This is a genomic window from Streptomyces sp. NPDC034103 (assembly GCF_055575395.1).
The window spans coordinates 442,699-461,051 of record NZ_JBVISS010000002.1; the positions used below are offsets into that span (position 1 = coordinate 442,699).

Annotated in this window: 20 protein-coding genes; 10 read left to right on the forward strand and 10 right to left on the reverse strand. The window is 70.1% G+C overall.

From position 1 onward, the window contains the following. Positions 1-112 precede the first annotated feature (112 nt). Both ACZ56U_RS05185 and ACZ56U_RS05190 read left to right on the forward strand, forming a co-directional pair. The gene (locus ACZ56U_RS05185) at positions 113-1,432 is read left to right on the forward strand and encodes a tetratricopeptide repeat protein (RefSeq protein ID WP_469082660.1); all 1,320 of its coding nucleotides are present in this window, start codon (positions 113-115) and stop codon (positions 1,430-1,432) included. 594 nt (positions 1,433-2,026) lie between these two features. Continuing rightward, complete coding sequence (locus ACZ56U_RS05190) at positions 2,027-2,602, forward strand: DUF3291 domain-containing protein (protein ID WP_469082661.1); 576 nt, start codon at positions 2,027-2,029, stop codon at positions 2,600-2,602. A gap of 179 nt (positions 2,603-2,781) precedes the next feature. Here the strand turns inward: ACZ56U_RS05190 and ACZ56U_RS05195 are convergent, their stop codons facing one another. The 3 genes from ACZ56U_RS05195 to ACZ56U_RS05205 all read right to left on the reverse strand — a co-directional run bounded on the left by ACZ56U_RS05195 (position 2,782) and on the right by ACZ56U_RS05205 (position 5,484). Next, positions 2,782-3,543 carry a ZIP family metal transporter gene (locus tag ACZ56U_RS05195; protein WP_469082662.1) on the reverse strand — a complete coding sequence of 254 codons (762 nt, stop codon included), beginning with the start codon at positions 3,541-3,543 and terminating at the stop codon, positions 2,782-2,784. Positions 3,544-3,739: 196 nt separating this feature from the next. Beyond that, positions 3,740-4,501, reverse strand: a complete 762-nt coding sequence (locus ACZ56U_RS05200) for a DJ-1/PfpI family protein (RefSeq protein ID WP_469082663.1) — start codon at positions 4,499-4,501, stop codon at positions 3,740-3,742. Continuing rightward, a complete protein-coding gene (locus tag ACZ56U_RS05205) occupies positions 4,498-5,484 on the reverse strand; it encodes a GlxA family transcriptional regulator (RefSeq protein WP_469082851.1) in 987 nt (328 codons plus the stop codon). Before ACZ56U_RS05205 ends, ACZ56U_RS05200 begins: the two co-directional genes overlap by 4 nt. Before the next feature lie 374 nt (positions 5,485-5,858). On the opposite strand from ACZ56U_RS05205, the gene ACZ56U_RS05210 reads away from it, so the two are divergent. The 4 genes from ACZ56U_RS05210 (at position 5,859) to ACZ56U_RS05225 (ending at position 8,313) form a co-directional block, all read left to right on the forward strand. Beyond that, the gene (locus ACZ56U_RS05210; RefSeq protein WP_469082664.1) at positions 5,859-6,215 is read left to right on the forward strand and encodes a PRC-barrel domain-containing protein; all 357 of its coding nucleotides are present in this window, start codon (positions 5,859-5,861) and stop codon (positions 6,213-6,215) included. A gap of 184 nt (positions 6,216-6,399) precedes the next feature. Continuing rightward, positions 6,400-6,714, forward strand: a complete 315-nt coding sequence (locus ACZ56U_RS05215; RefSeq protein WP_469082665.1) for a hypothetical protein — start codon at positions 6,400-6,402, stop codon at positions 6,712-6,714. Positions 6,715-6,772: 58 nt separating this feature from the next. Further along, positions 6,773-7,549 (forward strand): ANTAR domain-containing protein, encoded by a 777-nt coding sequence (locus ACZ56U_RS05220; RefSeq protein ID WP_469082666.1) that lies wholly within the window; start codon positions 6,773-6,775, stop codon positions 7,547-7,549. Continuing rightward, positions 7,546-8,313: an ANTAR domain-containing protein gene (locus ACZ56U_RS05225; protein ID WP_469082667.1), complete on the forward strand. Its 768-nt coding sequence runs from the start codon at positions 7,546-7,548 to the stop codon at positions 8,311-8,313. The genes ACZ56U_RS05220 and ACZ56U_RS05225 overlap by 4 nt, the downstream gene beginning before the upstream one ends. Positions 8,314-8,320: 7 nt before the next feature. Here the strand turns inward: ACZ56U_RS05225 and ACZ56U_RS05230 are convergent, their stop codons facing one another. The 3 genes from ACZ56U_RS05230 to ACZ56U_RS05240 are packed head-to-tail and all read right to left on the reverse strand — an operon-like array spanning position 8,321 to position 10,260. Next, a complete protein-coding gene (locus ACZ56U_RS05230) occupies positions 8,321-8,806 on the reverse strand; it encodes a DUF5994 family protein (protein ID WP_469082668.1) in 486 nt (161 codons plus the stop codon). Between the two features lie 2 nt (positions 8,807-8,808). Continuing rightward, complete coding sequence (locus tag ACZ56U_RS05235) at positions 8,809-9,210, reverse strand: DUF5994 family protein (RefSeq protein WP_469082669.1); 402 nt, start codon at positions 9,208-9,210, stop codon at positions 8,809-8,811. A gap of 45 nt (positions 9,211-9,255) precedes the next feature. Beyond that, positions 9,256-10,260: an acyl-CoA desaturase gene (locus tag ACZ56U_RS05240; RefSeq protein WP_469082670.1), complete on the reverse strand. Its 1,005-nt coding sequence runs from the start codon at positions 10,258-10,260 to the stop codon at positions 9,256-9,258. Between the two features lie 359 nt (positions 10,261-10,619). Here ACZ56U_RS05240 and ACZ56U_RS05245 point away from each other — a divergent pair, with 359 nt between their 5' ends. Then, on the forward strand, positions 10,620-10,964 hold the full coding sequence (locus ACZ56U_RS05245; RefSeq protein WP_469082671.1) for a hypothetical protein: 345 nt from the start codon (positions 10,620-10,622) through the stop codon (positions 10,962-10,964). A 273-nt stretch (positions 10,965-11,237) separates the two neighbouring features. Continuing rightward, complete coding sequence (locus ACZ56U_RS05250; protein WP_307031245.1) at positions 11,238-11,408, forward strand: DUF5670 family protein; 171 nt, start codon at positions 11,238-11,240, stop codon at positions 11,406-11,408. 158 nt (positions 11,409-11,566) lie between these two features. Here ACZ56U_RS05250 and ACZ56U_RS05255 read toward each other — a convergent pair whose 3' ends face one another. After that, positions 11,567-12,058 (reverse strand): hemerythrin domain-containing protein, encoded by a 492-nt coding sequence (locus ACZ56U_RS05255; protein WP_469082672.1) that lies wholly within the window; start codon positions 12,056-12,058, stop codon positions 11,567-11,569. A 347-nt stretch (positions 12,059-12,405) separates the two neighbouring features. Between ACZ56U_RS05255 and ACZ56U_RS05260 the strand changes: the two genes are divergently transcribed. Then, positions 12,406-13,251 carry an RNA polymerase sigma factor SigF gene (locus ACZ56U_RS05260; protein WP_469082673.1) on the forward strand — a complete coding sequence of 282 codons (846 nt, stop codon included), beginning with the start codon at positions 12,406-12,408 and terminating at the stop codon, positions 13,249-13,251. 530 nt (positions 13,252-13,781) lie between these two features. On the opposite strand, the gene ACZ56U_RS05265 is transcribed toward ACZ56U_RS05260, so the two are convergent. From ACZ56U_RS05265 to ACZ56U_RS05275, 3 genes are all read right to left on the reverse strand, one after another. Continuing rightward, complete coding sequence (locus ACZ56U_RS05265; protein ID WP_469082674.1) at positions 13,782-14,714, reverse strand: anti-sigma factor RsbA family regulatory protein; 933 nt, start codon at positions 14,712-14,714, stop codon at positions 13,782-13,784. Then, on the reverse strand, positions 14,714-15,070 hold the full coding sequence (locus ACZ56U_RS05270; protein ID WP_469082675.1) for an STAS domain-containing protein: 357 nt from the start codon (positions 15,068-15,070) through the stop codon (positions 14,714-14,716). Before ACZ56U_RS05270 ends, ACZ56U_RS05265 begins: the two co-directional genes overlap by 1 nt. A 302-nt stretch (positions 15,071-15,372) precedes the next feature. Beyond that, a complete protein-coding gene (locus ACZ56U_RS05275; RefSeq protein WP_469082676.1) occupies positions 15,373-17,343 on the reverse strand; it encodes a potassium transporter Kup in 1,971 nt (656 codons plus the stop codon). A gap of 200 nt (positions 17,344-17,543) precedes the next feature. Between ACZ56U_RS05275 and ACZ56U_RS05280 the strand changes: the two genes are divergently transcribed. Further along, a complete protein-coding gene (locus ACZ56U_RS05280; RefSeq protein ID WP_469082677.1) occupies positions 17,544-18,347 on the forward strand; it encodes an NAD-dependent epimerase/dehydratase family protein in 804 nt (267 codons plus the stop codon). The last annotated feature ends 6 nt before the right edge of the window (positions 18,348-18,353 follow it).

The window sequence follows — 18,353 nt, forward strand, 5'->3', positions numbered from 1 at the left end:
CGCAGTCGGCACCTGGGAATGATGAGGGCACGAGCCGCGATCGCAGCTCATCGAACTCGGCCGCCGAATAATGCGGTTGAGGGGGCGGTGATCTTCGGAGAAGATCCTCGGCATGTTCTCGCGCAGGAATCGCCGCCCCCGGACCCCCGAACTCCTCGATGCCTGGCAGGCCTTGGACGAGGGTGACATCCCGGGTGCGTTGCGCCGGTTGCGGAACGGCACCGACGACCTGCCGATCGATGAACTCGCGCTCGTGACCGCCCGGGCCGCCAGGAGCGCCGGCTTTGACGACCTGAGCACCGCCGCCGACGCGCTGACCGCCCGCCCCGCAAAGGCCCGCGCGCTCTACGACTTCGGGTACGCGTGCATCGAGCGGGGCGTGCCCTATCTGGCGATACCCGCGCTGCGCGAGGCGCTGCGGCAGGCGCCGGACTCCGCGGGGATCCTGCGGGAACTGGTCTCGGCCTACGAACGCGAGGGACGGCACCGCGATGCCGTCGACATACTGACCGCACGCGAGAGCACCCTCGTCGACTGGCCGGACCGCTACCTGCTGGTCTTCAACGCCGTGATGGCCGGTGACCTCGCCCTGGCCCGCCGTCATCACGCACGACTGCCCGATCCACAGGACGAGATGTGGCTGCCCGCGCAGACCCGTCAGCGCGCGATGCTGGAGAGGGCGGCCGGGGCCGAACCGTTGACCCCGCTGGACGCCGGCGATCTGCGGGGCTGGCAGTACGTCATCGGCGGCACCGTGCTCACCACCCTGTCCCCCTATGGGTTCGACGCGGGGATGACCGGCCGGTTCGCCTGGCTCCAGGACACCCACGGCCAGTGCCTGCGCGGACTACTGAGGCTGAAGGCGGTTCTCGGCGCCGCCGGGGCGCATCCCACGTCGGTATCCCTGCTCCCCGACCGGGGCAGCCGCATCCTCGGCCTCGCGGCGGCCCGGGTGCTGGAACTGCCCGCGAAGCCCTTCGCGCCCGACCGCGAGGACACGGTCGTCATCGCGTACGACCTGAACGAGGTGGCCGGCGCCGAACAGGGCCCCGAGATCCTCGGCCGGCTCTACGAACGGACGCCGGGCCAGATCCTGCACGAACACGCGAGCAACTGGACCGACCCACCGGTGGTCACCGCCGACACCATCACCCTGCTGCACCAGTCGGCGACGGCGCCCTGGGAAGGGCAGTTGCGCGCCGGAGAGGACGGCCTCGCGGAACGTGGCGCGCCCGACAGCAGGCCGGAGGAGGAGATCGCCGCGGACATCCTGGCCGCCGACCCCACTGCCGACGACGGGGACGGCGCGACGCCCGCCGATCCGGTCGACAAGCTCACCGACTTCGTGTCCGCCGTCCGCGACACCTGGCTGCGGGGCGACCGGGCGGCGCTGACGTCCACGGGCCCGGTCTCCAGCTCTCGCTTCCGCTGACGACACGGACCTGGTGTGAACGAGTACCGGATTCCCGACAGCGGCGCATGACAGGCTCCACCTCGATGCCCGGACTGACGGGCTGCCTCCACTCGGGGCGCAGCCTGGTCAACAGTCGCTGACCCCTCCTGAACGGCGGATTCCGGTCAGGAGGGGTGTCACGATGCTGTAGGCCCGCCCGCCGCCCCTGTCAGCATGCTGACACCGATGTCCCCCCTTGTACGGCTTCCAGGCCGCGGCGCAGGCGCAGCACGAGCAGGCCGCGCTGGGCCAAGTGACCCAGGCCGTCTGCCAACTGGTCAACGGCTGGGACCAGGCGGACGCCCTGCCGTCGCCCGGTGCGGCAGGCGGGCGGGGGGTGAGTCGACCTCAACGGACCTGTCCAAGAAGCCACGTACACAGGTGAATTGCAACTTCGACAGGGCTCTCAGAGGCGGTTACCTTCATCTGGCCTTCGGCGGTTGTCCACGGCCGCAAGGGAGTTCGTTCAGGCCCAGTCGGTCGCGACGGGTCACGCCCAACGGGCCCCGCCCCCTGCGCAAGCCACCGAGCCGGGCCCATCCACGTCAGGCAGCCCCACCCAAGGAGCGACGCATGCCTCAACTTGCTCTGTACACATTCGGCGTCCTGAAGTCACCGCTCGCCGACCCCGCAGATCTCACGCGCGAGTTCTACGCCATCGGTGAGGCCGTCTACCGGAAGGTCAGTCAGCACCCCGGATACCTCGCACATGCAGAAACGGCCGGCGGTGACCGGGGCGTGCTCTTCGAGGCGGACTGGGGTGCATGGGGGGAGTTCGCCGTACCGAACTGGTACGACAAGGGCCGTACGCCGGAAACCACCGCCCTGGCCGCGACCCTCTCACTCTGGACCGACCTGCGCCCCGCCTTCGAGGCCGTCTACAGCGGTCTGCACCGTGAGGCGCTGACCAGGCGTTACGACTGGTTCGAGAGGACAGGTCACCCGAATTATGCGTCCTGGTGGGTCCCCGACGGCGTGATACCCACCTGGCGGGACGGAGTGTCCAGGCTGGAGCACCTTCAGGACCATGGCTCGGCGCCGCACGCCTTCACCTTCCGCGACCCGTTCACCCCGGACGGAACCCCGACCCGCATCAAAGACGTCGGGCCGAACACTGATGCCGCGGCGATCCCGTCCGTGCCTCAATAACCGTCCCCGCGGACCGAAAGCTGCGAGCACGCCACCGAGACGCCCCCGGGGCCCCACAGCCACCAAGCCCAACGGCATCACGCACATGCCCGGGACGAGCTGGTGGCCAGGTACGCGCTGGGCGTGGCGGCTCGCGGCTTCCCGTTCCTGGGCAGGCTCCCGGAGTCACACCGGGCCGGTCACGTGTGAGAGAGGGCGAAGGAGACCAGGAAGCCGCTCACGGTGATCAGCCCGATGGCCAGGTGGGCATCTTCGAATGCCTCGGGGATCATCGTGTCGGCGACCATGGCGAGGATCGCGCCGGCCGCGACGGCTGTCACCGCGGCGATCATGGCGGGGGAGAGGGAGCCGACCACGGTGTAACCGAGGACGGCCGACACGGTGCTGGCGGCGGCGATCGCGGCCCAGACGCCGAAGACGTACCCCTTGGTGCGACCGGCCTGCTTCATCCCGGCCGAACTGGACAGCCCCTCGGGCACGTTGCTGATGAACACCGCGGCCACGGTCACCAGGCTGACCGCGCCCCCGTCGAGCAGGCTCACGCCGATCACCGCGGACTCCGGCACGCCGTCGAGCAAGGCGCCGAGCGCGAGGGCCATCCCGGAACCGCCCTGCTGGGCCTCCGAGGGTTGTGCCGTCGCCCGCGCGTGACCGGAGCGCTTGCGGTGCCGTGCGCCCCGGCGGGCCAGCCATACGTTGCCCGCGGTGTAGGCCAGGGCGCCGATGAGCGTGCCGATGACCGCCGGGGTGAGCCCTGCCTGGTCGTACGCCTCCCCGACCAGTTCGAAGGAGACCGCCGACAGCAGCACTCCGGCACCGAAGGCCATCACGGTCGCGATCACCTTCTGCGGCACCCGCAACCCGTACCCCAGCGCGGCACCGAGCAGCAGCGCCGAGCCCGCCACCAGCCCCCACAGTCCAGCCTGTACCACTTCAGCCATGCCGACCCGTCTACCCGGTATGGAGGTAGATCAACAGGCGCCACGCGCGGCCGACCCCCCGCCCGCGACGTCGGGGTGACACCTGGCGCGGCCACACGGCGTCACCCCGACCAGGGAGGTGGCCGTAACCGACCCAGGTCGTGGCCCGGCCGACTTCAGCGAGCGGTCTGTCCGCGCTCCGCGGCTCCCACTTCGGCTACACCTGCGAGGCGGCGAGCAACTGAAGTGCCTTCGCCTTGAGTTGGGGACTGGCGTCTGCGGCGTTGCCGGAGTGGAAGGGGGGCTGGGGGTCGTACTCCACGGCGAGTTGGATCGCTGCTGCCGTGTCGTCATCCGCGATGAGGGAGGCGAGATACAGGGCCATGTCCACCCCCGCCGACACGCCGGCCGCAGTGATGATCTTCCCCGAGCGTACGTAGCGCCGCGGCAGGTACGTCACGTCGAACGTGGACTGGAGATACTCGGCGGAAGCCCAGTAGGTCGTCGCCTGCCTGCCGTCCAGCAACCCGGCCGCGGCGAGGATGATGCTGCCCGTGCACACGGAGGTCGTCCACTGGCTGTGCCGGTGGATCCGGCGGATCCAGCGCAGGAGCACATCGTTGTTCATGGCTGCGACGGTGCCGCGGTTGCCCGCGCCCGGCACGAGCAGGACATCGAGATGGTCCACCTCACTGATGGACTTGTCGGCGACCACGGCCACGTCTGCCGTGTCGGTGCGGACCGCGCCGCGCCGCTCGGCGATCATCGTCACGGTCGCGTCCGGTAGCCGGGACAGCACCTCGGCCGGTCCGGTCGGGTCCAGCAGGCTGTAGCCGTCGTACAGCAGGATTCCGATGTTCGGTCCCGCACCGCCCCGCGGAACGGCCTGAGCCCCGGTCGGGGGCGCGGCCGTGGCGGCGAGGGCGGCCGTGGCCACGGTTCCCCGAAGGACGTTTCTGCGTGTCGTCGCATGCGTCATGGCCCGGGAGTCTTCTGCCTCGGCGCGATGCGCGCGGCGGGCATGTCCGGCATCCTGCGAATCCTGTCCCCCGTGACCCCGTAATGGTCGAGGAACGCCTGCCGCAGCGTCTCCGCGGACCCGAAACCGCAGCGACGGGCGATCGCCGCCATGGACAGTCCGCTGGACCGCACCAGATGTGCCGCTGCTTCGGTACGAGCCCCACGCACGGCTCGTGCAGGAGTCGTTCCGAGGTGCGCGGTGAACAGGCGCGTCAGGTGCCGAGGGCTGACTCCCGCCCGAGCTGCCAGAGCGGCCGGCGTGAGGTCCTCGGCCAGATGGCCGGCGATATGGCCCACCAGGTCCCGCACCAACCGGTCCTCAGGCGGTGGAGCGGCCAGGAACAAGGAGATCTGCGCCTGATCGGCCGGCCGGTGCAGGTACGTGACGAGTTCCCGGGCAACGGCACGAGCCAGCGTCGGCCCGTGGTCGTCCTCGATCAGCGCCAGCGTCAGGTCGAGCGCACTGGTCACACCGGCCGAGGTGTAGACGTTTCCGTCGCGTATGTAGACAGGAGCGACATCCACGGCCACGGTGGGGTGACGCTCGGCGAGTCGTTCCCCCCACCCCCAATGGGTCGTCACCCGCCGGTGGTCCAGCAGGCCGGCCGCGGCGAGCACATAGGCGCCGGTGCAGACCGAGGCCACCCGTCGACTGAGTCCGGCCAGCCGACGCACCTGACCCAGGAGCCGCTCGTCCGACGCCGCGCTCTCACAGCCGATACCGCCCACCACCAACAGGGTGTCCAGATGCCCCGCGACCATCTCCAGCCCCTGCCCCGCTCCCATCAGAATCCCCGCCGAGCTACGGGCGGCCCGACGTCCCAGGGTCCCCAACTCGATGGAGTACGGCGGCTCGGCGCCGTACCGGTTGGCGATGTCCAACGCGCCGCTGGGACAGGCCACGTCGAGAATCTGCGCGCCGTCGTAGGCGATGATCAACATGCGCCGGTGGTTGTCCATGCCCCGATACCAGCACAGCGCGCGACGCCAACTACCGGCGGGGCAGCGAGAGTTCTGACCGGCGGAGCTTCTGGGGACAGCCTTTGACGAGGCGCCGATGGGCGGTAAAGCCGGAGATTCGCTGTGGCAGTCCGGGGCGTACGCGATCCCGCGCGTGGCGGCGCGCGGCGGGCCTCGCGGCTCGGGTGTCGTCGCACGGAGGTGGGCGATGAAAGAGGCCCGAAGGGCCCTACGGCCGGCGGACGAACGGCTCCCACCCACGCGTTTCGACACAGCCCCATCGGGTCAGTCGTACAGCCCGGGGGAAGCACCGGCGACGGCAGGATGTTTCGGTCATACGACGACAGGGAGCGGCCATGATCCGTGCAGCCGACATCCGTGAGTGGCGCGACCATGACGTGGTCGACCCGAAGCAGCGCAAGATCGGCCTGCTCGAAGCGGTGTACGTGGACACGGTCACCGACGAACCGGCCATGGCCACCGTCCGCACCGGGCTGCCCACCCGCCACCGCCTGGTCTTCGTGCCCCTCGACGACGCGGTCCTCGGGCCCGACTACGTCAAGGTCTCCTACGACAGGGGACAGGTGCGCAAGGCCCCGTCGATCGGGACGGACGACGTGCTGCCGGCCGAGCAGGAGGAGGAGATCTTCCGGCATTACGAACTGGCGTACCGGCCGGGAGTCGGGGGCGAGCGTCAGCTCGCACGCCGCTGACCGGTTGCGCGCCGACGTACGTCTGGCACGTCAACCGTCCCCCGCCCGCATCACCCTCCGTGTGTGTACGGCAGTACGCTGGGTACACGGCGGCCCGTGACATCGGCCCTCTCCGTGCAGCACCGTCCGCGCAACAGAGGCCCTGCGCACAGCTGAAGCCACTCCCTGGAGGAGATGAGCGCAGATGAGCCCGCACCCCGCCGCTCTCTTCGACGGCTCCCGCGCGATCCCCACCGACGGTGAGCTGGACATGATGACTGCGCAGGCCTCGGCGCACGACCAGGAGGCCGCCCGGCGTGACGGCGTCCTGAATCGCCTGCGCGCGACGCGGCGTGAATGCCGTCGCCGGGGCTGGGCGCGCGTCATCCAGGTCCACCCGGGCACGCCCCTGCCGTTTCGGTCCCGCGGCCCGAAGGCCCGCCTTCTCCGGTACGTCGGCCCCCGGCACGCCTGGCAGGGCATGCCCGTGGGCCGCACGACGCCGGCCCGCCTCACATGAGGGCCGGTCGTTCCGCGCCGCGCGGCTCGCAGCCCGGCCCGTGGCAGACTCGGCCCTTGTGATCAGCGATGGCATGTCCGAGGTGCTGCGCCGGCTGCACCTCGACGGGCCCGGTGACTCGTCGTCGGCCTGGGCAAGGGCCCTCGGCGCCGAGGGCGTCGCGCTGACCCTGCTCGTCGGCGCCGAGCGGACGCCGGAACCACTGTGGTGTCACCCCGGGGTGAGCGCGCGGTTCGAGGAGCTCCAGTTCACGCTGGGCGAGGGCCCGGGCCCGGAGACGGTCCGCACCGGCTCGCCCGTGCTGGAGCCGGACCTGGAGCGGGTGCGCCCCGAGCGCTGGCCCGCGCTGCTGCCTGCCGCGGTGAAGCTGGGTGTGCATGGTGTCTGCTGCTTCCCGCTCGGCATCGGCGCCATCCGGGTCGGCGTACTGACCGTGCTGTGCGCCAGGGAGCAGCGGATGGGCGGGCAGCAGCACGCGGACGCCGGCGCCCTGGCGGCAGCGCTGACCGGCGCACTCCTGGGCGGGGAACTGCGACGCGACGGCAATGGTTCGGGGGGTGTCTCAGAACCGCCGTCGGGGTTGCACCGCCCGGCCGTGCACCAGGCCACCGGCATGATCAGCGTCCAGCTCGGCGTGTCCATGCAGGAAGCGCTGCTGCGCCTGCGGGCGCACGCCTACGGCAGCGCACGCCCTCTCGGTGAAGTGGCCCAGGACGTGGTCGCCCGAAGACTCCGATTCCGCGATGACCGCGCCGGCGACCTCATCGGCGACTTCACCGACGACTTCGACGACGATGGAAGCGGGCCTAATTCGCCCGACGGACGAAAGGGATGATCGGCATGGCCCGCGAACGACGTCTGGCCGAGATCTTCGTGGAGGTCGCGGATTCCCTCGTCGACGACTTCGACGTCATCGACCTACTGCAACGGCTGTCCACGCGCTGCGTCGAGCTGCTCGACGTGTCGGCGGCCGGCATCCTGCTCGCGGACGCGCACGGCGAACTCCAGATCATCGCCGCGTCGGACGAGCACACCCGGCTGCTGGAGTTGTTCGCGCTCCAGCACGCCCAGGGCCCGTGCGTCGAGTGCTACCGCACCGGCAATCCCCGCACCAACATCGACCTGACGCGCCCGGAGACGACCATGGCCTGGCCGCGCTTCGCCGCGCGCGCCCGCGAGACCGGGTACGTGGCCACCCACGCCATCCCGCTGCGCCTGCGCAATCGGGTCGTCGGCGCGCTCAACCTCTTCCAGACCGGGGCGCACCGCCTCGGCGACGACGACATCGCGCTCGCCCGCGCCCTCGCCGACGTGGCCACCATCGCGATCCTCCAGCAGCGCACGCTGGAGCAGTCGCACGTCGAGAACAGCCAGCTGGAGACCGCGCTGAGCAGCCGCATCCTGATCGAACAGGCCAAGGGCGTGCTGGCGGAGCGCTGGGACACCTCCGTCGACGACGCCTTCGCCGCGTTCCGCTCCTACGCCCGCAGCCGTCGCCTGCGGCTGGCGGAGTTCGCCGCGCAGATCGTCACGGGCGAATTCGACACCGCGGACATCCCCCCACCGGCACCGGAAAGTTCCGGGGACGGCCGCGGCTGACCGACGCTCATGCCCTGGTGTCCGTCCGAGTGCCGGTGTCGATGAGGATCTGCGTGGCCTGGACGGCGTTGTCGACGCGTACCGCTGCTGCCATCGCGGCGCGTGCCGCCCCGGGGGTGGTGTGCGGTGGGACCACGAGGAGGGAGAAGTGGTCCTGATCGGCCCGTGTGATCAGGACCGTGTTGTCACCGACCGGGAAGGAGTCGACACGGACGACGTGCTCGCCGAGGACCACCCGCGTCGGCAGCTCCTCCCAGGCGCTTGCGTCCAGGCCGACCCGCGTGATCGGGCCCAGCAGCTCGGTCAGCGCGCTGATCAGGGCGGGAAGCTCGGCCGCGATGTCACGCGAGCGCGGCCACCACGCGCCGTCCAGAACGCCCTGCCGGTCAGGCGTCGTCTCCAGCCGCACGACGGCCGTACCGGGCTTCACGGTCCGGTGGACGGCGTCCGGCGGGAGCGGGGTCACCCGCGGGGAGGCGCGGCCGGTACCCATGGTCAGTCTCCTGCGGCGGTGCCCGCCGCGGCCGTCATGAGCGATTGCGCGGCCTGCTCGCCGGTGTCCGGGGGGACGACGAGCAGGTCCCAGCGTCCCTGGCCGGGGGCGAGCAGGACGACGGTGTGCGGAGCGGCCACCGCCGGGTTCCTGTGCAGCCGTACGACCTGGTTGGACACGAGGATCCGGCCGGGCGACGCGGCCCACGTCGCCCCGTTGACCGTGACACTGCTGACATGGCCCCATTCCCGTGGCAACCCGGCCAGCAGGCGCGGGAGTTCGGCGAGGAGGTCGTAGGAGCGCGGCCACCACGCCCCGTCGAGTGGCCGGGGCAGGTCGGCGCGGGGCGCCAGGCGCAGACGCAGGACGGGGTGCGGGGGAGGCGGGGGTTGCAGTGTGGTCATGGGCCGGGCTCCTGTCGACTGCCGTGCGTGAGTGGGCCGTTGACGTCAGGCGCGACGGCGGGCCGCGACCCGCTCCGGCGTCGGCCAGCGCACGTCGTGCACCCAGCCGAGGCGTTCGAGGAGGCGGATGACGGCCGCCGACGGGTCGATCTGACCGCGGTCGACGCCGTGCCGGGCGCTGGTGGGGTCGGCGTGATGAAGGTTGTGCCAGCTCTCACCGAAGGAGAGCAGCGCCAACGGCCACAGATTGGTGGCGCGGTCGTGGCGCCGGGTGCGGAACGGACGGTCACCGATCAGATGACACAGGGAGTTGACGCTCCAGGTGACGTGGTGGAGCAGGGCGATGCGGACAAGTCCCGCCCACAGCAGGGCGGTCACGCCGTACAGCCAGCTACCACCGATGGCCCAGCCGAGCCCGAAGGGCACGGCGAGGGTGAGGACGCACAGGGCCGGGAAGGCGCGGGCGACGGCCCTGATGTCCCGGTCGGCGAGCAGGTCGGGGGCGTACCGGTCGGCGGGTGTGCGCTCGTTGCGGAACAGCCAGCCGACATGGGCGTGCAGCAACCCGCGCAACTGCCCGCCCAGATGCGTGCCGTAGCGGTACGGCGAGTGCGGGTCACCGGGCCGGTCGGTGAAGGCGTGGTGGCGGCGGTGGGTGGCGACCCAGCCGATGACATCGCCCTGGAAGCTCATCGAACCGGCCACGGCCAGCGCGATCCTCACGGGGCGGACGGCCCGGTAACCACCGTGGGTGAGCCCGCGGTGGAAGCCGACCGTGACACCGAGACCCGTGATCGTGTAGAGGACCGCGGCGAGCACGATGTCGGTGGGGTGGATCAGGCGCCCCCACAGCAGCCAGCCGGCGAGGCCGACGGCGACGAAGGGCAGGACGACGATCATCGCGGTCACGGACACGTACACGCGGTCGGCGCCGGTACGGGCGGGGGGCGAGGCGTCCGCGGGGAAGGGGGAGGTGCCGTCGTAGCGCTGGGGCGGCACGGCGGTGTCCGTCGGGGGCGCTGTGAGAGGCGCGACCGGGCTGGGTGACATGGACGGGGCTCCTGACCTCGGTGAGGCCGCTCTGACGGAAGTGCGGCCGGGGTCACGGGCTGCCCATGGGGCGGGTGGTGTGCTGATGACGGCCTGATCGCCTGGCACGACACACCCGCGTTCTCTCCACCCTACTCCTCGCGCCGGTGAACGGCCGGACACCGCTGGTCGGCGCCCTCCGGCGGGCGCGCCCCCGGCCGTCGGCGCGTTGACACCCACCGCCGCCGGAAGTTGACTGGCACAACGGCGCGGGGCCGGCAAGGACAGACCGGCTCTCCCGAGCCCGCAGCAGACCGTCGAGAAGACGAACGGCGTCTTCGGACGGTGTTCCCTTCCCCAGGAAAGCGGTACATACGACGATGTACGACCAGACACGCGCCCAGCAGCCCGCGGACCGGCCCTCGGCTCCGGACGAACGCCGCTCCACGGGCCCGGAGCCGCTGCTCCCCTCGGACGGGCGGGAGGAGATCGCGCGCCGCCTCGGGCATGCCGTCAACTCCTTCGCGGACAGCCCGCGCGAGGCGCTGGAGGAGGCCGAGGGCGCGTTCGACGCGGCCACCGCCCAGCTGGTGGAAGCCCTCGCGGAGCGGCGGCGGGCGCTGCGCGAGGGGTGGGCGGACCTCGACCCCGAGGGCCAGTCCATGGAGTTGCGGCTCGCGCTGCGGGAGTACCGGGAGCTCACCGGACGGCTGCTGCGCGCGTAGGCGACCGCGGGAGGCGATGCGCGCGGTGCCGCGACGGCACCGCGGGAGGTGACCGCCCCGACCTCGCTTGCCCGGGGTCATGGGGCGCGCGCAGCCCTCAAGGCTGCCGAACGGTCCGACCGCGCGAGAGCACGACAAGCCCGCCGGGTGGCGATGAGGTGGGTGCTGAGGGGAAACTAATGTCAGTTCCCGGATGCGCCGTGAAGAAACCATGAAAATCGACCGCGTGTTCCCGTATTCACGGGGCATGAGGAGCGACGGAGGTTGATAACTATGGTTCCCCTGCTTCTCGTTCTTCTGCTGGCTCTGATTCTCTTCGGTGCGGGTTTCGCATTGAAGGCACTGTGGTGGATCGCCGTCGTCGTCCTGGTCGTCTGGCTGCTCGGCTTCGTGATGCGTTCCGCGGACACAGGTGGCCGCAAGGGACGCTGGTATCGCTGGTAATCCGCTTCCAAGCGGCGAACATGCCTGTGGGCCCCCGAATGCATCGGGGGCCCACAGGTATGTCCTGGAAAACATCCGCCCGGAAAGACGGTGCGGTCAGCTACCGACTTCCCGGGAGTCGCCCACGCGAGGGGCGAGAGCCCGGCGACGGGGCGCCGTCAGGAGGCGACGATGCGTCGCACATTGTCGACGTCACCGCAGCCTTCCTTCAGCTGACGTGCGCGTTCTTCGGCGAACGCCTCGCCCAGCTCCTCCCGGCGCTCCATGGCCACGTTCTCGCGCGCTCCGTTGAGAATGGTGCGCTCTTCCTCGTCGGCGTGGTGGGTGACGGCCTGCACGAGCTCTTCCAGCTTCTCGTCCCACTCCTCGGAGCCGACCTCGTCGACCTCCAGGAGTTCCAGAAGCGCCTTGTTGCCCTCCTCGTGCTCCTCCTCGCCGTGTTCCACCTCTTCGTCGTCGATGTTCTTGTAGCGCCTGAGGGCGGGATAGACCTTGGCCTCTTCCGCCTGTGCGTGCGCGATCAGCAGATCGGAGAATTCCCGGAGGGCGGCGGCCCGGTCGGCTTCGACGCTGCGCATCTGACGAAAGAGTTCCTCCATCTTCCGGTGGTCCTGGAGAATGAGTTCAACGACGTCTCGAGTCTGCGCCATGGGATCAGGCATCGCTTTCTTGCTCGGGAAACCTTGCTGGCAATCATGCGGGAAAACCTTGCCGGAATCCTGTTACCCCGTCCGGCGCGGTTCAGCAGCCGGCCTGACCACGGGCGAGCGGGGTTCTGGCGCGGCGGCGAGGCGAGATGCGGCGCGGCAGCGAGGCGAGATGCGGCGGGGCGGCGAGGCGAGATGCGGCGGGGCGGCGAGGCGAGGTGCGGCGCGGGGGAGAGGTGAGAGTGGCGCGGGCCGAAAAGTCGTAGGCATGACCGCGGGGCGAGGGGGTAGACGCGCCAGCGGTGAGCTGAAAAGGCCGGAGTCGGCAGGAGCCGACAGGGGAGGGACACATGATCACGGGTACGGCAGCGAAGACGGATGCGCACTGCGATGCACTGCCGGAGGTGACCGACCCGTCCAAGGTCGCTCCCAAGGACGCGCGTGAGCTGACCCGCGTGTTCTTCCAGCAGCTCGCCCGGCTCGAGGAGGGCACGCCGGAGTACCAGTACGCGCGCAACACCTTGATCGAGATGAACATCTCCCTGGTTCGCTACGCGGCCTCGCGGTTCCGCAGCCGGGACGCGGAGGAGATGGAGGACATCGTCCAGGTCGGGGTGATCGGTCTGATCAAGGCCATCGACCGGTTCGAACTCTCCCGCGAGGTGGAGTTCACCTCCTTCTCGATCCCCTACATCGTGGGCGAGATCAAGCGCTTCTTCCGTGACACCACGTGGGCCGTGCACGTCCCCCGCCGCCTCCAGGAGGCCCGCGTCCAACTGGCGCGTGCCACCGAGGAGCTGAGCAGCCGCCTGGGCCGTACGCCGACCGTGGCGGAGCTGGCCCAGCTGATGAACCTGGAGGAGGCAGAGGTCATCGAGGCGCGGCTGGCCTCCAACGGCTATCGCTCCTCCTCCCTGGACGCGGCCATCAACAACAGCGAGGACGGCGAGACGGCCCTGGCCGACTTCATCGGCAACGAGGACGGCGCGCTGGAGCTGGTGGAGGACTTCCACGCACTGGCTCCGATGATCGCCGGTCTCGATGAGCGGTCGCGCAAGATCCTGCACTGGAGGTTCGTCGAGGAAGCGACCCAGGCGCAGATCGGCGAGCGCCTCGGCGTCTCCCAGATGCATGTCTCCCGGCTGCTCTCACGCACCCTGACCCAGCTCCGCGAGGGCATGCTCACCAACAACTGACACCGCCCGGCAAAGCGGGGCCTCCGCGGAGGTGGCGTGGTGTCCGCCCCCCTCTGGCGTGCCCCGTCGCATCCGTGGGCGTTGGCGTGAGCTGCGTGGCCTGGCAGAGTGCCGGCCGCGCAGCTCATTGCTGTGTCTTGCTGGAGTTTCGGGTTTCGGGTGCGCGACAGGCGTCGGCCGTTCCCAGCTGTGGTCCGTCCGTAACCGCTCGCTCGACCTCTGCCTGGTATCCCTGTGCATCGAACCAGAACCCAGGCAGGCCGACGCCGAGCTCGTCGGGGTTGCGCCACTCGCTCCAGATCACGTGGTCGCCGGCACGCCGGATGGTCACGTGGAGGGCGCCGGAGCATGCCTCGGTGCATGCTGCCTCGGCCAGGTCTTCGCCACGCTCGGCGAGTGCGTACCGAAGGTCGAGAGCCAGAGAGAACGCCTCTGTCCGGGCTGCTTCGCCATGACTCGTCGATCAGTGCCGCCTGAACGCAGGCTGGGCGGGCGGCCGCCCGGACAGGGCAGGCCGCCCACGCATGCTGTTACAGGCCGAGGTAGAAGCGCACCGTCGTACCGTCGTCCCTGGTGTGCACGCGCACCAGGTCGGACACGTAGTTGACCAGAATCAGGCCCCGGCCACCCACCTGCCCACGCTCCGGCGGGCGGCGGCCGGCCAGCGGGTCGGTCAGGCGGCCCGTATCGCGGACCTCGATCACGAGCTGATCCTGCTCGGCCCAGACCGCGAGCGTGCCATGGCCCCCGCCGTGCACCACGCTGTTGGTCGTGAGTTCCGCGACCGCCAGCTCCGCGTCCATCAGCCGCTCACCGGTCAGACCCAGCCGCGTGGCCTGGTCCAGAGCGAAACGGCGGACTGCCGGAAGGTCCTCCTCGCCGTAGGAGAAGACCGCGGCGTCCGGCACCGTCGGCAGCTCCTGGTTGTAGCGGGAGACGAGCGCCTGCCAGTCGTAGACGTCGCTGGCCCACTCACGGCCCTCGCCGTCGATGAGGGTGGGGTGCGTGACGCGGGCATCGGCGATCACCTGCTCATCCAGCCGCACCTCGTCGTACGGGCACAGGATCGTCACCGCCCTGCCCTCGAAGGCGGCGTTGATCAGAGCCTCGTGCTGCGCGCACGCCGGGTACTCCACCGCGCTGCGCCCGGCCCAGATCGGTTCACCGATGATGCGTACCCGGCCCTGCGGGTGCGCGTCGGCGAATCCGCGCAGCACCTTGGGGATGATCCGCCCGGGATTGCGGCCGGCCTCGGTCATGTCCAGGAACAAAATGTCCTCGGCATCCGCGCCCAGCCCGTTCCTGATCAGTTCGAGGTTGGGACCGGGCACCGCGACGGCCAACGGCTCGCCCTTGTCCAGCCCTTCGCGCAGGAACGACACCGTCTGCCGCGTGTACTCGTCAGCGGTGCGGTAGAACAGGGCAGGGTGTACGAACGCCTCGTCGGTGGTCACCGTGCTCATCACAGAGCCACCTCGATCCGGTCCAGACCCGGCCAGAACAGCTCCAGAACCCGAGGCAACTGCGGCGGCGGATGTTCCACCACGACCCGTCCGTCCGGCAGGTTCATGGCGGTGACCGCCAGCGCGCTCACTCCGGCCACGTCGACGAACGCCACATCCGACAGCTCCAAGTACGACACGCCCGCGTGCCGCCGGGCCAACTCCGCAAGGGCCTGTTCCCAGGACGAACGTGTAAGGGCGCTGATCTCGCCACGAGCACGTATCCCAGAACGACCGCCGGGCAACGGACTCACCTCCAACGCCACCTCCCCACGCGTTACCGGGCCGGTTCCGCCCACCACATGTGGGGTATCCACGCTCGGACTCCTTCACCCTTCAGGCCAACGGCCGACCGCCCAGGTACGGGCGGACGGATCCCCAGCGGGCGAGTCTATCCCTACACGGAGGCCGACCCCGCTGTTGCGGGCGGTGCATCGCGTGAACGGCGTTGGCGTTCAGGGCTCTGGGCGACCGGACGGGTACGGGGAAGCCAGGCCGGACTCAGGTCGCAGAGATGTCGGAAGCCTCCACAAGGACGTGCACTTTCCACGGGCAGTCGGTGCCGATGTGCGAACGGTGAGGCAGTCGATGCACGGCCAGGCCTCCCCTCATCGCACATCTACACCTCGATGTGCGAGCCCATGATGACCGTGCGGTCCCGGGGCAGGCTGAAGTGCTCGGCGGCGTCGGCCGTGATGTAGGACGTGGCGATGAACAGCCGCTTGCGCCAGGGCGCCATCGTCCGTTCCTTTCCACGCCGAAGCTCGATCTTCGACAGGAAGTAGGAGGCGTCGTCGAGCTGCAACCGCCCCTCGGTCTCGTCCGGCGACAGCATGGCCAGCGTGCCGGGCACGTCCGGTGTCTCCATGTAACCGAAGCGGGCGGTGACGTGGACGATCCCGTCGTCGGTGTAGCCGAGGTCGTCCACGACGATCCGCTCGTCGGCCGGGATCCGGGGGATCGGTTCCGTGGTCAGGGAGAGGATCACGACCTGCTCGTGCCGCACGTGGTTGTGCTCGACGTTGGCCCGCATGGCGAGGGGGGCGGTCGCCTTGTCCCGGTTCAGGAACACGGCCGTGCCGGGGACCTGGCGCGTGGCGGCCTTGCCGCTGCGGAGGTCGTCGACGAACTCGGGCAGTGCTCCTTCGGCGCGCGCTCGTTGCGCGGTGACGATCTCGCGGCCGCGCTGCCAGGTCGTCATGACGGTGAACGCGGTGAGGCCGATGAGCAGCGGCAGCCAGGCGCCGTGCACGAGCTTGGTCATGTTGGCGGCCACGAACAGCAGGTCCACCAACAGGAGCAGGCCCCCGCCGACGGCCAGCAGCCACGTGGGCGTGCCCCACTTGAGTCGGGCGACGTAGAGGAACAGCAGGGTGGTGATGGTCATGGTTCCGGTGACCGCCATGCCGAAGGCGTAGGCCAGCTCCGCGGAGCTGCGGAAGGCGAAGACCAGGGTGAGGACCGAGAACATCAGCAGCCAGTTGATCCAGGGCACGTAGATCTGGCCGATGGTCGACTCGGAGGTGTGCGCGATGCGAAGCCTCGGCAGATAGCCGAGCCGGGCGGCCTGGGAGGCGACCGAGTAGGCGCCGGTGATCACCGCCTGGGAGGCGATCACGGTCGCCGCCGTCGCGAGCAGGACCATCGGCCAGCGTCCCCAGTCGGGCACGAGCAGGAAGAACGGGCTGCTGATGTTGTCCGGATCGTCGAGGATCAGCGCGCCCTGCCCCATGTAGCTGAGGACGCAGGCGGGCAGGACGAGGAACAGCCACCCCCGGGTGATCGCCCGGCGGCCGAAGTGGCCCATGTCGGCGTAGAGCGCCTCCGCGCCGGTCACCGCGAGGACGATCGCGGCCAGGGCGAAGAATGCGGTGCCCCAGTGGCCGAACAGGAAGCCCAACGCGTACGTGGGGGACAGCGACTTGAGGATGTCCGGGTGGTCGCTGATGCCGACGACGCCGCAGGCGCCGATGGCCAGGAACCACAGGATCATGACCGGTCCGAACACCCGCCCCACCGCCGCGGTTCCTCTGCGCTGCACGAGGAAGAGGGTCACGATGATCACCGCGGTGATCGGCACGACCGCGTCCCCCAGGGACGGTTCGACGACCTTGAGCCCTTCGACCGCGGAGAGCACAGAGATCGCCGGGGTGATCATGCTGTCGCCGAAGAAGAGCGACGCGCCGAAGATGCCGAGCGCGGCCAGAGCGGCGGCCGCCTTGCCGCCGCGCTGCGAACTCCACCGTCGCACCAGGGTGATGAGCGCCATGATGCCGCCCTCGCCGTCGTTGTCGGCGCGCATCGCGAGCAGGATGTAGGTGACCGTGACGATGATCATCACCGACCAGAACACCAGCGATACCACCCCGTACACGTTGTCCGTGCTGACCGGGACGGGATGCGGGTCGGCCGGGTTGAACACGGTCTGGAGGGTGTAGATCGGGCTGGTGCCGATGTCGCCGAAGACAACGCCGAGCGCGCCGACGACCACAGCCAGGCGCACCGTGTCGCGCGTCCGGCCCCGATCGGCCTCCTGCACCCGCGATGCGGCTCCGTGAGCCGACTCGGTTCCCTGCGGGCCATCGGTCATGGCGCTGGCTCCTCCTCGTGCGGACCGCTGATCCGCGGACCGGGCTGTCGGGCGGACGATACCGGGGCATGCCCCAGGCCCGGAGCAGCCCCCCACGCGTCCACATGTGCTGATCGTGCGGTGCTCCGAGATCCGGATTCGAAACCCGGAGGAGGAGATGGCTGGCAGAATCGGGACCTTGTCGAGCATGCGGGGGCGTAGTGGATCTGGGAACGGTGGCGGTCACCGGCGCGGCGGGCACCATCGGGTCTGTGGTCCGGGTGGCTCTGAGAGGCGATGTGGACCGGCTGGTCCTGTTGGACCGTGTTCCGCTCCGGGCGGAGACGGCAACGGAAGAGGTGCGCCTCGTCGACCTGCGTGACGCGGCAGCGGTGGAGTCGGCACTGGCCGGTGTGGATTCGGTGCTTCACCTGGGCGGAGTGCCGGATGAGGCGCCTCTGACCGATCTCCTGCAAGCGAATGTGTTGGGCACCCATCATGTGCTGGAAGCAGCGCGGCGGGTGGGAAGCCGGCGTGTGGTGCTGGCCAGCAGCAACCGCGTCACGGGGTTCTATCCCACTGCCCATCGCACAGGTCCGCTGGAGCCTGCGCGGCCGGACGGCCTGTACGGGGTGAGCAAGGTAGCTGTTGAGGCCCTGGGCCAGCTGTACGCGGACAAGTTCGACCTCTCGGTCATATGCCTGCGCATCGGCAGCTTCGAGGACGCGCCCACAGAACCTCGCCACCTGGCGACCTGGCTCAGCCCGCGTGACGCCGTAGGGTATGTCCGGGCGGCACTAACCGCCCCGCAGTCCACCCGCTTCGCCACGGTGTATGCGGTCTCCGCCAACTCCCGACGGTTCTGGGAACTCCCTGACGAGTCAGTGCTGCCTTACACACCTGTCGACAACGCCGAGGCTTATGCCGCGCGCGTAACCGACGCGGACGTTCCCGTCGATCCCTCGGCACCTCAGGCCGGCCCCTATGCGACGCCTGAATTCACCCTGAAGCACATCTGGCCCTGACTCTGG

Bases quoted from the DNA above. Each gene is read 5' to 3' on its own strand.
- ACZ56U_RS05185 (WP_469082660.1), top strand. From the start codon at position 113: ATGTTCTCGCGCAGGAATCGCCGCCCCCGGACCCCCGAACTCCTCGAT.
- ACZ56U_RS05190 (WP_469082661.1), top strand. From the start codon at position 2,027: ATGCCTCAACTTGCTCTGTACACATTCGGCGTCCTGAAGTCACCGCTC.
- ACZ56U_RS05195 (WP_469082662.1), bottom strand. From the start codon at position 3,543: ATGGCTGAAGTGGTACAGGCTGGACTGTGGGGGCTGGTGGCGGGCTCG.
- ACZ56U_RS05200 (WP_469082663.1), bottom strand. From the start codon at position 4,501: ATGACGCATGCGACGACACGCAGAAACGTCCTTCGGGGAACCGTGGCC.
- ACZ56U_RS05205 (WP_469082851.1), bottom strand. From the start codon at position 5,484: ATGTTGATCATCGCCTACGACGGCGCGCAGATTCTCGACGTGGCCTGT.
- ACZ56U_RS05210 (WP_469082664.1), top strand. From the start codon at position 5,859: ATGATCCGTGCAGCCGACATCCGTGAGTGGCGCGACCATGACGTGGTC.
- ACZ56U_RS05215 (WP_469082665.1), top strand. From the start codon at position 6,400: ATGAGCCCGCACCCCGCCGCTCTCTTCGACGGCTCCCGCGCGATCCCC.
- ACZ56U_RS05225 (WP_469082667.1), top strand. From the start codon at position 7,546: ATGATCGGCATGGCCCGCGAACGACGTCTGGCCGAGATCTTCGTGGAG.
- ACZ56U_RS05230 (WP_469082668.1), bottom strand. From the start codon at position 8,806: ATGGGTACCGGCCGCGCCTCCCCGCGGGTGACCCCGCTCCCGCCGGAC.
- ACZ56U_RS05235 (WP_469082669.1), bottom strand. From the start codon at position 9,210: ATGACCACACTGCAACCCCCGCCTCCCCCGCACCCCGTCCTGCGTCTG.
- ACZ56U_RS05240 (WP_469082670.1), bottom strand. From the start codon at position 10,260: ATGTCACCCAGCCCGGTCGCGCCTCTCACAGCGCCCCCGACGGACACC.
- ACZ56U_RS05245 (WP_469082671.1), top strand. From the start codon at position 10,620: ATGTACGACCAGACACGCGCCCAGCAGCCCGCGGACCGGCCCTCGGCT.
- ACZ56U_RS05250 (WP_307031245.1), top strand. From the start codon at position 11,238: ATGGTTCCCCTGCTTCTCGTTCTTCTGCTGGCTCTGATTCTCTTCGGT.
- ACZ56U_RS05255 (WP_469082672.1), bottom strand. From the start codon at position 12,058: ATGGCGCAGACTCGAGACGTCGTTGAACTCATTCTCCAGGACCACCGG.
- ACZ56U_RS05260 (WP_469082673.1), top strand. From the start codon at position 12,406: ATGATCACGGGTACGGCAGCGAAGACGGATGCGCACTGCGATGCACTG.
- ACZ56U_RS05265 (WP_469082674.1), bottom strand. From the start codon at position 14,714: ATGAGCACGGTGACCACCGACGAGGCGTTCGTACACCCTGCCCTGTTC.
- ACZ56U_RS05275 (WP_469082676.1), bottom strand. From the start codon at position 17,343: ATGACCGATGGCCCGCAGGGAACCGAGTCGGCTCACGGAGCCGCATCG.